This window comes from Geoanaerobacter pelophilus (assembly GCF_018476885.1).
GTDB lineage: Bacteria > Desulfobacterota > Desulfuromonadia > Geobacterales > DSM-12255 > Geoanaerobacter > Geoanaerobacter pelophilus.
The window spans coordinates 58,155-71,156 of sequence record NZ_JAHCVJ010000002.1 but is presented as its reverse complement, the minus strand read 5'-3'; the positions used below and the strand labels follow the sequence as shown (position 1 = coordinate 71,156).

14 protein-coding genes are annotated in these 13,002 nt (G+C 51.6%); 10 read left to right on the top strand and 4 right to left on the bottom strand.

Annotated elements, in window-relative coordinates:
* The 4 genes from KI809_RS05690 (at position 1) to KI809_RS05675 (ending at position 4,482) form a co-directional block, all read left to right on the top strand.
* Complete coding sequence (locus tag KI809_RS05690) at positions 1–210, top strand: hypothetical protein (RefSeq protein ID WP_214170581.1); 210 nt, start codon at positions 1–3, stop codon at positions 208–210.
* Positions 200–1,435 (top strand): cell division protein FtsA, encoded by a 1,236-nt coding sequence (gene ftsA, locus KI809_RS05685; protein ID WP_214170580.1) that lies wholly within the window; start codon positions 200–202, stop codon positions 1,433–1,435. Before KI809_RS05690 ends, ftsA begins: the two co-directional genes overlap by 11 nt.
* Before the next feature lie 62 nt (positions 1,436–1,497).
* Positions 1,498–2,646 (top strand): cell division protein FtsZ, encoded by a 1,149-nt coding sequence (gene ftsZ / locus KI809_RS05680; protein ID WP_214170579.1) that lies wholly within the window; start codon positions 1,498–1,500, stop codon positions 2,644–2,646.
* A gap of 168 nt (positions 2,647–2,814) precedes the next feature.
* Positions 2,815–4,482 (top strand): radical SAM protein, encoded by a 1,668-nt coding sequence (locus KI809_RS05675; RefSeq protein ID WP_214170578.1) that lies wholly within the window; start codon positions 2,815–2,817, stop codon positions 4,480–4,482.
* A gap of 12 nt (positions 4,483–4,494) precedes the next feature.
* Here KI809_RS05675 and KI809_RS05670 read toward each other — a convergent pair whose 3' ends face one another.
* From KI809_RS05670 to KI809_RS05660, 3 genes are read right to left on the bottom strand one after another with little or no spacing between them, the layout of a single operon-like run.
* The gene (locus KI809_RS05670) at positions 4,495–5,763 is read right to left on the bottom strand and encodes a diguanylate cyclase (protein ID WP_214170577.1); all 1,269 of its coding nucleotides are present in this window, start codon (positions 5,761–5,763) and stop codon (positions 4,495–4,497) included.
* Entirely contained in the window at positions 5,760–6,953 is a 1,194-nt protein-coding gene (locus KI809_RS05665; RefSeq protein WP_214170576.1) for an HD-GYP domain-containing protein, read from the bottom strand. The genes KI809_RS05670 and KI809_RS05665 overlap by 4 nt, the downstream gene beginning before the upstream one ends.
* Positions 6,950–9,151 (bottom strand): HEAT repeat domain-containing protein, encoded by a 2,202-nt coding sequence (locus tag KI809_RS05660; protein ID WP_214170575.1) that lies wholly within the window; start codon positions 9,149–9,151, stop codon positions 6,950–6,952. The genes KI809_RS05665 and KI809_RS05660 overlap by 4 nt, the downstream gene beginning before the upstream one ends.
* 235 nt (positions 9,152–9,386) lie before the next feature.
* On the opposite strand from KI809_RS05660, the gene KI809_RS05655 reads away from it, so the two are divergent.
* The 6 genes from KI809_RS05655 to KI809_RS05630 all read left to right on the top strand — a co-directional run bounded on the left by KI809_RS05655 (position 9,387) and on the right by KI809_RS05630 (position 12,657).
* Positions 9,387–9,809 carry a hypothetical protein gene (locus tag KI809_RS05655; protein ID WP_214170574.1) on the top strand — a complete coding sequence of 141 codons (423 nt, stop codon included), beginning with the start codon at positions 9,387–9,389 and terminating at the stop codon, positions 9,807–9,809.
* A gap of 102 nt (positions 9,810–9,911) precedes the next feature.
* Complete coding sequence (locus tag KI809_RS05650; protein WP_214170573.1) at positions 9,912–10,283, top strand: nitrous oxide-stimulated promoter family protein; 372 nt, start codon at positions 9,912–9,914, stop codon at positions 10,281–10,283.
* Positions 10,284–10,295: 12 nt separating this feature from the next.
* A complete protein-coding gene (locus KI809_RS05645; protein ID WP_214170572.1) occupies positions 10,296–11,042 on the top strand; it encodes an ATP-binding protein in 747 nt (248 codons plus the stop codon).
* Positions 11,043–11,148: 106 nt separating this feature from the next.
* The gene (locus tag KI809_RS05640) at positions 11,149–11,748 is read left to right on the top strand and encodes a peroxiredoxin (protein ID WP_214170571.1); all 600 of its coding nucleotides are present in this window, start codon (positions 11,149–11,151) and stop codon (positions 11,746–11,748) included.
* A 137-nt stretch (positions 11,749–11,885) separates the two neighbouring features.
* Positions 11,886–12,275 (top strand): exosortase system-associated protein, TIGR04073 family, encoded by a 390-nt coding sequence (locus tag KI809_RS05635; protein ID WP_214170570.1) that lies wholly within the window; start codon positions 11,886–11,888, stop codon positions 12,273–12,275.
* The gene (locus KI809_RS05630; protein ID WP_246559257.1) at positions 12,247–12,657 is read left to right on the top strand and encodes an exosortase system-associated protein, TIGR04073 family; all 411 of its coding nucleotides are present in this window, start codon (positions 12,247–12,249) and stop codon (positions 12,655–12,657) included. The genes KI809_RS05635 and KI809_RS05630 overlap by 29 nt, the downstream gene beginning before the upstream one ends.
* A 110-nt stretch (positions 12,658–12,767) precedes the next feature.
* Here the strand turns inward: KI809_RS05630 and KI809_RS05625 are convergent, their stop codons facing one another.
* Entirely contained in the window at positions 12,768–12,989 is a 222-nt protein-coding gene (locus KI809_RS05625; protein WP_214170569.1) for a hypothetical protein, read from the bottom strand.
* Positions 12,990–13,002: the final 13 nt, after the last annotated feature.

The following is a 13,002-nucleotide window of genomic DNA, read 5'->3' as shown; positions in this document are numbered from 1 at the left end:
ATGGCCAGAGACCGAAGGTTGAACACAGATTATGCTTTAGGGAACAAGCAGATATGTGCACTGGTCGGCAGCTTCACTGATGGCGGGGTAGCCATCGTCTACCGGGGTCTGAAAACAGACAGTTTCAATCCGGACAATATTGACCTCGACTTTTGTGACCGAACTATAGTAAAAAAGCAGAAACCTAGGGGGGAGAGCTATGTCCGGTAAACGGGACAATTTGCTGGTTGGACTCGACATCGGGACCACCAAGATTTGCGCCATTGTCGGCAATGCGACTGAGGATGGTATAGAGATAGTTGGCATCGGCACCAGCCCGTCGCGCGGCTTGCGCAAAGGGGTAGTGATCAACATCGAAAGTACTGTTGCCGCTATCCGCAAGGCCGTGGAAGAGGCAGAACTGATGGCCGGATGCGAGATCAAGTCGGTCTATGCCGGGATTGCCGGTGGCCATATCCGGGGGTTCAATTCCCAGGGGATCATTGCCATCAAGAACCGCGAGGTCTCTTCAGAAGATGTCAAGCGGGTCATCGACGCTGCCAAGGCAGTGGCAATCCCGATGGACAGAGAGGTCATCCATATCCTCCCGCAGGAATTCATAATCGATGACCAGGACGGTATCCGCGAGCCTCTGGGGATGAGCGGCGTCCGTCTTGAAGCCAAGGTTCACATCGTAACCGGCGCCGTGGCCAGCGCCCAGAATATTATCAAAGCGTGCAACCGGGCCGGGTTGGATGTGGCGGATATCGTACTTGAGCAGCTTGCTTCATCGGAATCGGTTCTCTCTTCTGATGAAAAAGAGCTTGGCGTGGCCCTGGTCGATGTCGGCGGGGGGACAACCGATATCGCGATCTTTGTGGATGGCGCTATCAAACATACCTCAGTGCTCTCTCTCGGCGGCAACAACATGACCAACGACATCGCCGTCGGTTTGAGGACGCCGATGGCTGAGGCTGAAAGAATCAAGCAGAAATACGGCTGCTGCATGGCTTCGCTGGTTGGCAAAGAAGAGACCATAGAGGTGCCCAGCGTTGGAGGCAGGAAACCGCGGGTGCTTTCCCGGCAGCTCTTGGCAGAGATCCTGGAGCCCAGGGTTGAGGAGATCTTCACCCTTGTCAATCGCGAGATCGTCAAGTCAGGATACGAAGATTTGATTGCCTCAGGTGTAGTGATCACTGGTGGCAGCACGATCCTTGAAGGGATGCCGGAACTGGCCGAGCAGGTATTCAACCTTCCGGTGCGCCGAGGCCTGCCGCAGAATATCGGCGGTCTCGTTGATGTGGTCAACACCCCGGCGTACGCGACTGGTGTCGGCTTGGTGGTTTACGGAAGCAAGAACCAGGGGATTCGGGAGTTTCCGACCTCGCAGACTGACGACAACCTGTTCCGGAGGGTGAGTCGCAGGATGAAGGAGTGGTTCGGCGAGTTTTTCTAAGGGTGACGTTGCAATTTAATTTGTGGTGGCAAATTATCAAATAGACCAAAAGGGGGATGTCTATGTTCGTGTTCGATGAAACCATTGACCAGAACGCAAAGATCAAGGTGATCGGAATCGGTGGCGGCGGGGGGAACGCTGTCAATACGATGATCACGCAAAAGATGCACGGGGTTGACTTCATCGTTGCCAATACCGATGCCCAGGCACTTCGGACCAGCCTGGCTCCGACCAAGATTCAACTGGGTGGACAGTTGACCAAAGGTCTTGGCGCTGGAGCAAATCCGGCAGTTGGCCGGGATGCCGCATTGGAAGAGAAGGAGCGGTTGGCCGAAACTCTCCAGGGCGCTGATATGATCTTTATTGCTGCTGGTATGGGTGGCGGCACCGGCACCGGGGCTGCTCCGATCATTGCTGAGACTGCCCGCCAGGTCGGCGCCCTTACGGTCGGCGTCGTGACCAAGCCGTTCTCTCGCGAAGGTAAGCAGCGCCTTGCCAAGGCCGAAGAAGGGATCAAGGAACTCAAGCAGCATGTGGACTCACTGATCGTGATCCCCAATGACCGCTTGCTGGGCCTGGCAGGCAAGTCGATGTCAATCCTCGATGCTTTCAAGCCTTCCGACGACGTACTGCGTCAGGCGGTCCAGGGTATTTCAGATCTGATCACTACCCACGGCATGATCAACGTCGACTTTGCTGATGTGCGCGCCATCATGAGCGAGCGCGGCATGGCCATGATGGGTATCGGCATAGCCACCGGCGAGAATCGCGCTGTTGAGGCCGCCACTAGGGCGATTTCCAGCCCGTTGCTCGAAGATATCGATATCTCCGGAGCAAAAGGGGTGCTGGTAAATATTTCCGGGTCTGCTTCAATGACCATGGAAGAGTTTGATGCTGCCAGCCGGGTGATCCACGAAAAGGTTCACGATGACGCCAATATCATCATTGGTTTGCTCATTGACGAGACTCTGGGCGATTCCATCAAGATCACGGCGATCGCTACCGGTTTCGGCGACAGGTTTGATGTGGAAAAGAGCCGTCAGGAGGTTAGAAAGGTTTCCCCGCTGGTTTCACGGCGGGATGACCGGGAGCGCCCGGCTTTTGAGAGGCTGCGCGAGAGAGAGGTTACCCCTCGCCAAAGCAGCTTCCTGGCTGATGACTTTGACGAGCAGTACGACATCCCGACATTCCTTAGGAAGTCGGTGGACTGACAGGTAGAACGAACACCTGACGTTACCCTCAATTAATTGCTGGTTTCTGTGCGTTTTCCGGGGCTGCCACCACATCTCCGGAAAGTGATATGCCCGGTATTCCCCTTCCCCCAAAGGAGATACCGGGTTTTTCTTTGCCTACGGCCGCATAGAATGGTATTTTAAGCTATGTCTTGGAAAACAATCGAGAAATACCGACGCATCCTGGCAGCAGAGCAGGGGGCAGTGGTCAAGGGGTGGGGGGGTAAACTCACGGTTTGCCTGATCTACCCGAATCATTACCGGACTGGGATGAGCAACCTGGGATTTCAGGCGGTGTATGCCCTGTTCAATGAAAACAGTGACGTGGTGTGCGAACGGGCTTTCCTGCCGGAGAAAGATGAGCTGGCAGAGCTTAACGCCAGTCGCAAACCGCTTCTTTCTCTCGAATCCCAGAAGCCCCTTAACGAATTCGATGTCCTGGCGTTTTCTGTTTCATTCGAAACGGATTATCTCAATATCCCGGTCATTCTTGCTCTGGCCCGCATACCTGCCTGTTCCTCGGACAGAAGCAGCAGCGAGCCGTTGGTGATTGCCGGCGGCGCCGCGATTTTTCTTAACCCTGAACCGGTTGCCGACTTGCTGGACCTTGCGTGCATCGGCGAAGGGGAGCCGCTGGTGCCGGCGCTCTTGGAGCTTTTGAAGGCCACTGCCAATGCCGAGCGGCAACAACTGCTGCACCAGGCCGCAACTGTGCCTGGAATCTATGTGCCGGCATTCTACCGAGTCGAATACAACGGCCCTGCCGTTGCCAGTATTTCTTCGTCCACAGGGGCACCAGAGTGCGTGCAGCGGGTCTGGAGCGCCAATCTGGACAACGCGCAGGTCGGTTCACGCCTGTTTTCTCCTGACACCGAGTTCTCCGGGATGTATCTGCTTGAGGTATCCAGGGGGTGCCCCCGCGGCTGCCGATTCTGTGCCGCAGGCTTTATCTATGAACCATATCGGCAACGTTCCCTTGAATCAGTCAGAGCCCAGGCGCTGATCGCTCTTGAACAACACCGCAAGGTCGGTCTTGTCGGTGCGGCTGTCGGTGATTTTACCGGGGTCGGCGAACTTTGCCGAGACATCAGAGATGCAGGCGGCAACGTTTCGGTTGCCTCGCTACGGATCGATTCCCTTGAGGACAATTTGATTAAGGTGCTGGTTGAGAGTGGCCACAAGACAGTAAGTCTTGCGCCGGAAGGAGCCTCGCAACGGATGCGCGACCTGGTTCGCAAAGGGATTAACAGTGATCAGATCCTTGAGGCCTGCCGGTTGCTGATCAGTCACGATATCCTGAATCTGAAGCTCTACTTCATCGTCGGTTTGCCGACAGAAACCATGGCAGACCTGGAAGAGATGGTATCTCTGGTCGAAAGAATCAGGCAACTGGTTACAGAGACGGCTAAAGGGAACAAGAGGCTGGGGCAGATAACGCTTTCAATCAATCCCTTTGTGCCAAAGCCATTCACCCCATTTCAGTGGTGCGCCATGGCGCCGGTGCGGGAGCTGGAAGCGAAGGCATCTTTCCTCAGGAAGGCATTTGCCAAGGTGCCGAATGTGCGGATGCAGATGGAAGGGATCAAGGACTCGTTGACGCAGGCCTTGGTCTCTCGTGGCGATAGGAGGCTCTCCGTTGCTATTGTGCGTTATGCTGAAACCGGCAACTGGCGCAAGGCGCTGAAAGAGGCAGGGCTGGATATGGAGCAACTGGTCACCCGTCAAGCTGGCCTTGACGAAGTGCTGCCATGGGATGTGATCTGCTGCAAGAACCGGAAAAAGCTGGCGATGGAATACCGTAAGGCGTTTGAATAGTTGACTACAGGTTCAGGCGACTTCTACCCTGTTCCTGCCTGAATGTTTCGCCCGGTAAAGGGCCTCGTCAGCCCTTTTGATCAGGGTATCGACTTTGCTGTCCGTCTCAAGCAGTGTTGTAACCCCGGCACTGATTGAGATTGAAAATCTGCAGGGCTCTTCTCCGAATTGTTCTCCGCAGATGGTCTCCCGCAATCTTTCAGCCAAAATACCCGCCTCGTCAATGGTGCTACCAGGAGACACGAGCAGGAACTCTTCACCGCCAATTCTGCCGATGCTGTCATAGCGCCGGAGGTTGTCATTCATCCTGCCTGCCACCTGCCTTAATACCTGATCGCCACAAGGGTGACCGTAGTTATCGTTGATCTTTTTAAAGTGATCGATATCAATGATTATCAGGCAAAGTGGTTCATGTAAGCGGCTTGCCCGCTCAAACTCTTCTTCAAGGCGCTTCATGATCTGGCGCCTGTTTTTGATCCCTGTCAGCTCGTCGGTAGAGGCAAGTTTCTTGAGGGACTTTTGCGCTGCGTCGAGTTGAATGACCAAGCGCCAAGTGAGGAAATAGGTAATTCCAATAAGAATGCCGATAGTGAGGATGGCTGCAATCGAAATGAGCAGGCGGTTTGCGCTTATTTCACTGACCATTTGGGATATCGGAATGGAAATACTCATGGTGCCGATAATGTCACCGGTCTTGTAGCCTTGGGATTTATGACAAGTGAGGCAATCCGGCTCCACAAACAACGGCATCATGTAGCGGTAGAATGATCCATGGGCTCCTGCCAACTCGATGCGGGAAAACTCCTTTGCGCCATTTTCGAATGCCTTCAGGGCGACCTTCTCTACTTCATCCGGGGTGTTCTTGTCAGATAACGGTTTGAGGCTGACCGCTCGGAAATTAACGCCTTCATGACGTTTGGTCTGCTGCGCTATTTCATCAACCATGATTGCATGGTTGCGGATAGTTAAAACTTCGCCAGTTTCGGTTTTTAAATCCGGATTCATGCCGAGTCGCAGCAGGTACGCGTTAGATTCTACGCCCGGCCGTTTTTCGACATAGACCCCGCCGTATTTATAATTCCAGTTCTTGGTGTGGCGGATCAGGTTTTCGTAGCTCACCGCCTGTTCATGGATTCTCTGGGTAAGCAGGTCATTGGTGCGGTTGTAGAGAACAAAAAAGATGCCGGCGACAAACAGCGAGATGATCAGGCAGAGGCTGAAAAGAAAAAATCGCACATTGCCGAAATATTGAAAAGGCTTTGGCAATACCCGCTTGATCATGGCGTGCCCTTTTCCGCAAGAACAGGGTGTTCCTGCTCCTGGCCCGCTACTGGCGGCTGTTCAGGGAGATTGCCTATTATCCGGAGAAAGTTCTTGGTAAGTACCGGGTGCAGGTCTGTTCCGGCCAATTCGAGCATGATGCCTGATATCTTTGCAAAACTCATGGCGTCACGGTAGGCCCGCTTGGTCCTTAACGCGTCGAATACATCAGAGATGGTGGTCATATGGCTGCAGAGATTCTGCTGCCAGTTTTCAGCGACCCTCGGATACCCTGTCAGGTTATATTTAAGATGGTGCTCATATGCGGTAACCACCGCAAGTCTGGGTACGCCTGGTGTGTCCAGCAGCCTCTGAGCGCCTTTGGTCGGATGTTGCTTTATCAGGTCCCATTCGGCATCATCGAGCTTGCCCGGCTTGGAAAGAACCTCTTCAGGGACATAAAGCTTTCCGATGTCGTGGAGCATTGCAGCAATGCCGACTTCATTCAGCATCGGTCCATCTATGCCGAGAGACATCGCTTGTGCCAGGTTAAGGACACAGACGTTGGTCGAATGGGTGTAGGTATACTCGTCCATGGCACGCAGTGGCGCCAAAGCAAGCAGGGGGGATCCTACCTGCCTGAACGAGTCAATAAAGCATTTAACGATATCGGAAATCCCTGATACGCTGAACTTATTGCCCGAGCGGACTTCATCGTAGATTTCCATGAACTTGCCGAGTTCTTCCATCGGGATGTCGGCAAGCGTCAGTTTCCTCTGGTGTGCATGATCTTCCTTCTCATCATCCAGCTGTTTTATCTCTACTTGACCAAACCGGAGATTGTCAGTGGAACAGATGTCATCGTTATCTGATCCCTGTCTGGCCAGTGTCTTCACGAGGAGAACTACTTCCTCCATTGCGATGTCGCGAAAGATCCGCACGTGACCGATGCCTCTGTTTTTGAGAATCTGGGAGAAACGATTGACATACATGCTTGGTAACAGCGGTCTGTCCCAGGCAACAAGGTCATCGTCAATAAGCATCAAGGCAACTTCAGGCTCATCCCCTAAGGTTGCTTTCAACTGCTCGACAGCTGTAGAGCAGAGTCTGGTTACCTGCTGATGGTCGAGCGAGTAAAGGAGAGAGGTGGAGACCGCAGTGCTTATCAGCCGGATAAAGGTATGAAGGTGCGTGAGCCGGTCGTTTATCATGACTCGCCCCCCTGGATACCTTGGATTGTTTCTCTGGCGCTCTCTCTGATAGTGCGATGGCCTGACTTAATAATGTCATTTAAGAGTGGGACCGCAAGATGTTTGGGGTAGCGATTGAGCGACCGGACCGCTTCAATTTTCAGGCCGTTCAACTGTTTGCTTCTGAAGAGTGATCTGGAACGGAGAAAGCTCTCTATGACCGGAATCGTAGTTGGTGAGCCAATCATGCTCAAGGAGTGGATCACGGCACTCTTGAGTTCGCATTCGAGCCCTGACAGCCCTCCTCGGGTTAGAAAGTCTGTCAGGCAACGGATGACCTCGGCATGTTTGCTCTGTTCGGCAAGTCGCACGGCATTGATGACCGTTTCCCGATCACCACTGGCAAAATCACGAAGGAGGAGACGGTCAGCTTCGGAATCCTGTAAAAACAGCAGCGCCTTGATCGCTTCCTGTTTAACCTTGGAATGGGGATGGTTTGTCAGCCGGCGGATGTGCGGGATTACCAGGTTAGCGTCGAAATTACGCAGGATGAGAACCAAGTTCCTGACGAAGTACCAACGGTTGTCACGCAGTCTGGCAATGATCTCCTCTCTTCCTCTGTCACCGATTCGCTGGAGAATATCCATGTAATAACGCCTCAGAGACATGTTCTGCTCTTCCGCCAGCCGGTCGAGAATCGGACCAATGAAACTTGCGCCGATTTTGATGATCAGATTGCCGATTTCCTGGTATTTGGTCTTGCCCCAGAAGGTGATTCCCTGAATCACTTCCAGGACAAAATCCGGTTCGTTGAACAATTGCAAAATCTCGTGATAGCGCTCGACGTTTTCTTTGTCTGCCTGGCTGCTCAGCCGGTCATACATCTGCATCAAGGCGGCAAAATCCCCGCAGCTGAGAAAGTAGCTTGAGAGATCGACCAGGTTTTTGAGCATTATTTCGCCGCCCAACTCATCGAACCCGTTGTTTATGATGTCGAGGAGGATGCGGCTTACCTGATTTTCAATGCTATGGGTATTAAGGGATTGTTTCAGGGTTTCAAGTTCTGCTCGTCCCAAATGAAGAGCCTTTTTGTCAGTAAGTACCGAATTCAGTCCGGCCTGGTAGCTTTCAGGTGTGAATTTGTCGTGACTTTCTTCCCTGAATAGTTCGCGAAGCTTGTTTTTTAACTCCTCAGTCTCTGAACCACCAAGTTCGAAGGCCATCTGGCTGGCTTTAACCGCAAGATTGGAAGAAAGCTTGCCAATCAGGCTGAACAGCATCGGGGGTAGGGATTCCTTCTTTAAGATCATTGCATCAAGTGTATCAATGATTGCTTCTTCGGGAATCTGCGAGAGAAAAGCTTCGGCCAGCTCCTTTTTTTCAGCCAGCGACTTGAAAACGCTGGATAAAAGCTGGTTACGCAAGTCAGGCGAAAGGTGGGAGACCAAAGCGTTAAGCCGTCTGAGCAGTTCTTCCTTGTGACTGTCATGGGGATGCTGCTCCAAATGCTGGATAAAGGCAGCAAGGATCTGTTCATTGGAGACATGCTTCTCTTTGTTGTCTTCTGCTGTATTGAGCTTTTTGTTAAGCATCTCAGCGAGTTCGGCGGGGGTAAGGCCGATGTGAACGTTGCTCAGATCAGATTTCTTAACGAGGGTCCCCTGCAGCAGACTCACCACAAACTCTTGCCAGATTGATTCAAATATTCTATCTGGCAAAACCTCAGGCTGCTCATTATTAAGCCCTGATTCAGTAGCAAGAAACGCGCTGTAGTCGATGGCAGTAAGCGTAATTCCGGTTATTGCCGCCATTTTCATGATTGCTGCAATCCCGCCTTTGGCGTCGATTGCTTCCCGTTTTACCGATATGATTTTACAAAAGTTGATAAGTTCCGCGGCGGTCAGGCGCGCAGAGAAGGTTATCGTTGCGATGCCGTGGCTAAAGAGGAGTCTCGCCAGATTACGGTAGGCATGGTTGCTTTTATCCAGCAGGGAATCGCCTGCTATCAAGGTATCTTTGGCAATGCCAATGGTTATTTCAGGGTTGTTTCCAAGCAGTTCACGGAGGAGGGTGAGCACCTTTTCTGAGGATGCAGCGATTATCGGGTGGTTACCTGGGTATGACAGAACGTGGCGGCGGGCAACATTGAATTCATGGACGAAGTTTGACAGTACGCCGGACTCGATGTCCTGAATTGTATTGTCAGAGAGTGAAGACACCAGGCATTCCCCCATTACTATTCGTGAGCCAGATTTCTCATTATAGTCTCAAAAACCTAACTGGAGTGCAATGGAAATTTCCTAGAAAATCCTCATCTTCGGCGTTTGCCTGAATGTTTTATTGCCCGCTGAGTTTCGGGTATGCATTTCTTCATAAAAGCTCCGAGCAAAGCAAAACGCAATTACCAGGGTATAATTGCCGAATCACTCCTATCTAAAACCAGTGGAGGCCGTTATGTTCGGTTGGTTCAGGCACGATCAGGAAAAAACTGAGGTTTTTGCTAGCAATACTGCTGCCTTCAACTTTGCCTGCGACCATTTGAAATACTCGTTGCTTGCCGAGGCCGTTATTCCGGCGCTAGTACAAGAGGTTGGCAAGCGGGGCTCAGATGGCGAGCATTGGTATCTGCTTCGGCTTGCTGGTACTAACGGTGGTCGGGAAATATGGGGCTGCACCTTGAAAGAGGCTGAAACCTGCCCGGAGGTTGGCGATTTCGTAGGCTTCAGGATCGTGAGGATTGCCTCTGAGCTTCCTGAAGACATGAGCCTGGTCGGTTATATTGCCATGAAGCTTGAACCGGTTCTAGTCGGTGGGAAAAAATGGCGGATGGCAGAGAATTATACCCCAAAAACCATCAAGCAGACCATTCGCTGGTAGCACGAGAGGATCGGCAACAACTCTCTACAGGTGAAGCACGCTAATAAACTCTCTTTGACTTAGGTCATCCTGAATTGTTGGTCAGCGGTATATGGTAACCACATGAAGACGAATAACAGTCATCAACTTCCCTCGAAGCAAGTGAAAGACCTGAAAGTAATTGTCGCCTTCGTCTCTCTTTATTGCCGAAAGAAACATCATGATAGAGAGAAGGTGGTCGTTGCACTGCCTTCTGAAGTGGGGCCCAAGGTTTCCGGGGGTGTAAATCTCTGTGCTGTGTGTGCTGAACTGGTCGCATATGGGATACAAAAACGGAAGAAATGCCCTCTGGACCCTAAGCCGAGTTGCAAAAATTGCCGGATCCACTGCTATAGTGGTGAATATCGGGCGCGGATGAAGGAGATAATGGCATATTCGGGGCGGCAAATGGTTATGCGCGGCAGGTTGGACTATCTGTGGCACTATTTTTTCTAAAGAGGTAAGGCAATGATTCGGAAAATTGTACAGATTGACAGTGACAAATGTAATGGTTGCGGGCTTTGCGTGCCTGCGTGTGCCGAAGGTGCTATCAGAATTGTAGATGGCAAGGCAGTGCTTGCTGCCGACAACCTCTGCGACGGCTTGGGGGCATGCCTGGGTGACTGCCCGCAGGATGCTATCCATATTGTCGAACGTGATGCCGAGCAGTTTGATGAAGAGGCTGTAGAAAGGCATCTCAAGCAGGCAGGTCACGGGAATAATCACCAGGCGGCACATCATAATACTGCCGGTTCCGGCGGGTGTCCAGGCTCAAGGGTAATCTCATTTGCCCGGCCTGCAAGCGAGCAGCAGGTGACACCAGCAAATCCCCAAAGCAGCCAGTTAGCCCAGTGGCCGGTTCAGCTTCATCTTGTTCCGGTAACGGCACCGTACTTCCAGAACGCAGATCTTTTGATTGCCGCAGATTGTGTGCCTTTTGCCTACCCTGATTTTCATAGAGATTTTCTTAGTGGGAAGGCATTGGTCGTCGGTTGCCCGAAACTGGATGACAACAGCTTCTATCTGGCAAAACTCACGGAACTGTTCAAGGTTGCATCGATCAGAAGCCTAACTGTCCTTAGAATGGAAGTGCCTTGCTGCTCGGGAATCGTGATGGCTGCTCGCCAGGCGTTGGCAGATAGTGGTAAGGAGATCTCATTTCGTGAGGTTGTCATCGGGATTGATGGCGGGATCAAATCCGAGATTCGCAAATAAGACAAAAAGGATTGATTTAATCTTTTTTGTGTTGACATGGCCAGGACCTGCTGATATCTTTTTTTCACACAATTCAATTTCCCTTGTAAGTGAAAGGAGAGTTTAAATGAGCGTATGTACACTGGTTACCCAGCAGGCCCCTGATTTTACAGCAGATGCGGTAATGCCCGACAATAGTTTCGGCCAGATCACCCTGTCAGCCTTGCGCGGCAAATATGTATTGCTCTTTTTCTACCCGCTGGACTTTACGTTTGTCTGCCCTTCCGAGATCATTGCTTTTAATAAGAAGCTCGACGCTTTCAAGTCTCGGAACTGTGAAGTAATCGGGGTTTCAGTTGATTCCAAATTCACCCATCTTGCCTGGAAAAATACCAGCATTGATGATGGCGGCATTGGCAACATTCAGTACCCGCTGGTGGCAGACCTCAACAAGGGGATTGCCCGTTCGTACGGGATTCTGTTCAATGATGCCGTTGCCTTGCGAGGACTTTTCCTTATTGATACCAAAGGGGTAATACGCCACGCAGTCATTAATGATCTGCCTTTGGGGCGAAGTGTGGATGAAGCATTACGGATGGTCGATGCCTTGCAGTTTGTGGAGACGCATGGCGATCAGGTGTGTCCCGCCAACTGGAAGGAAGGGGAAGATGCCATGAAACCTACTGCGGAAGGGGTCGCAAGTTATCTTGCCAAGCATGGCAAGTAATTGCTAGCTGCAAGCTGTCTCGCAGGTTAAGGCGCGGAAATTTCCGCGCCTTTTTTATTATGGGTGTGCGTTGTTGCGAGAGCCAATGCTTTGTGGTACATACATTAGACGAAGCTCTATCTTGGAAAGGAGATGCAATGCGCAACAATACTTATTTCCTGCTTCTGCTTCTCTTCTGCCTGGCACTGCCAGCGCCGGCATCAGCTCAGGAATCACAGCCTCCTGCGGCGATTGTGGAAAAAATGGCATTCAAACTTGCCCGGGGGGTGACCAACGTCGCGACCTGCGTGGCGGAGATTCCCAAGCAGACCGTAAATACGGTTCGTGACCGCGGATCGGTAGGTTACGTGATCGGCCCGCTGAAAGGAATCGGGATGACCATTTATCGCGGGCTGGTTGGAGGGGTGGAGGCGATATTTTTCCTGGTGCCTCAGCCCGGCTATTATGACCCGATGATGGATCCGGAGTATGTTTGGCATGGATGGGGGGACGCGAACATTGAAAAACCTTCGACAAAAACTGAATAGCGATCCTATGCGATTGATGCGGACCGTTATAGTGATTGCTGCCCTGCTGGTATCAATTGCTTTACCCAACTTGGCCTCAGCAGATCGGTATAAGACCGCGGATACCTCTTCACCTCAGGAAGTGGCCGACGGTATGGGAACCAAGTTTACTCGGGGCATCGCAAATGTGGCAACCGGGTGGGGTGAACTTCCCAAGCAAATTTACTATACGACCAAAGAGGATGGTTGGGGTAAAGGGCTTGCTGTTGGGCCGTTCAAGGGGATTATCATGATGCTGGTCAGGACCGTTTCCGGTGCTATCGAGGTAATGACATTCCCGGTGCCATACCCCGGATTCTATGACCCAATATTCGATCCCGCCTATGTTTGGCAGAAAGAATAAACTGCTGATCATCTGCTGACTTTTCATTGCTTGTCGTTTATCCAATAATCAAATAAATAAAAAAAGCCACATCCGAAGATGTGGCTTTTTTTATTACTATCAAGGAAGAATTACTTCGCTGCAGGAGCTTCAGCAGGAGCAGCTTCTTTCTTCTCAGCTTTTTTTGCTTTCTTTGCTTTTTTTGCTTTCTTAGGAGCTTTCTCTTCTTTCTTCACTTCGCCAGCAGGAGCAGCAGCAGGAGCAGCAGCAGGAGCAGCTTCTTTTTTAGCTTCAGCAGCAAAGCAGGTGGTAGCGAAAGCAACAGCAACGAGAGCAGCAAGAACTTGTTTCATTTTGTTTCTCCTT

Coding starts and splice junctions, on each gene's coding strand:
- KI809_RS05690 (WP_214170581.1), top strand. CDS start 1: ATGGCCAGAGACCGAAGGTTGAACACAGATTATGCTTTAGGGAACAAG.
- ftsA (WP_214170580.1), top strand. CDS start 200: ATGTCCGGTAAACGGGACAATTTGCTGGTTGGACTCGACATCGGGACC.
- ftsZ (WP_214170579.1), top strand. CDS start 1,498: ATGTTCGTGTTCGATGAAACCATTGACCAGAACGCAAAGATCAAGGTG.
- KI809_RS05675 (WP_214170578.1), top strand. CDS start 2,815: ATGTCTTGGAAAACAATCGAGAAATACCGACGCATCCTGGCAGCAGAG.
- KI809_RS05670 (WP_214170577.1), bottom strand. CDS start 5,763: ATGATCAAGCGGGTATTGCCAAAGCCTTTTCAATATTTCGGCAATGTG.
- KI809_RS05665 (WP_214170576.1), bottom strand. CDS start 6,953: ATGATAAACGACCGGCTCACGCACCTTCATACCTTTATCCGGCTGATA.
- KI809_RS05655 (WP_214170574.1), top strand. CDS start 9,387: ATGTTCGGTTGGTTCAGGCACGATCAGGAAAAAACTGAGGTTTTTGCT.
- KI809_RS05650 (WP_214170573.1), top strand. CDS start 9,912: ATGAAGACGAATAACAGTCATCAACTTCCCTCGAAGCAAGTGAAAGAC.
- KI809_RS05645 (WP_214170572.1), top strand. CDS start 10,296: ATGATTCGGAAAATTGTACAGATTGACAGTGACAAATGTAATGGTTGC.
- KI809_RS05640 (WP_214170571.1), top strand. CDS start 11,149: ATGAGCGTATGTACACTGGTTACCCAGCAGGCCCCTGATTTTACAGCA.
- KI809_RS05635 (WP_214170570.1), top strand. CDS start 11,886: ATGCGCAACAATACTTATTTCCTGCTTCTGCTTCTCTTCTGCCTGGCA.
- KI809_RS05625 (WP_214170569.1), bottom strand. CDS start 12,989: ATGAAACAAGTTCTTGCTGCTCTCGTTGCTGTTGCTTTCGCTACCACC.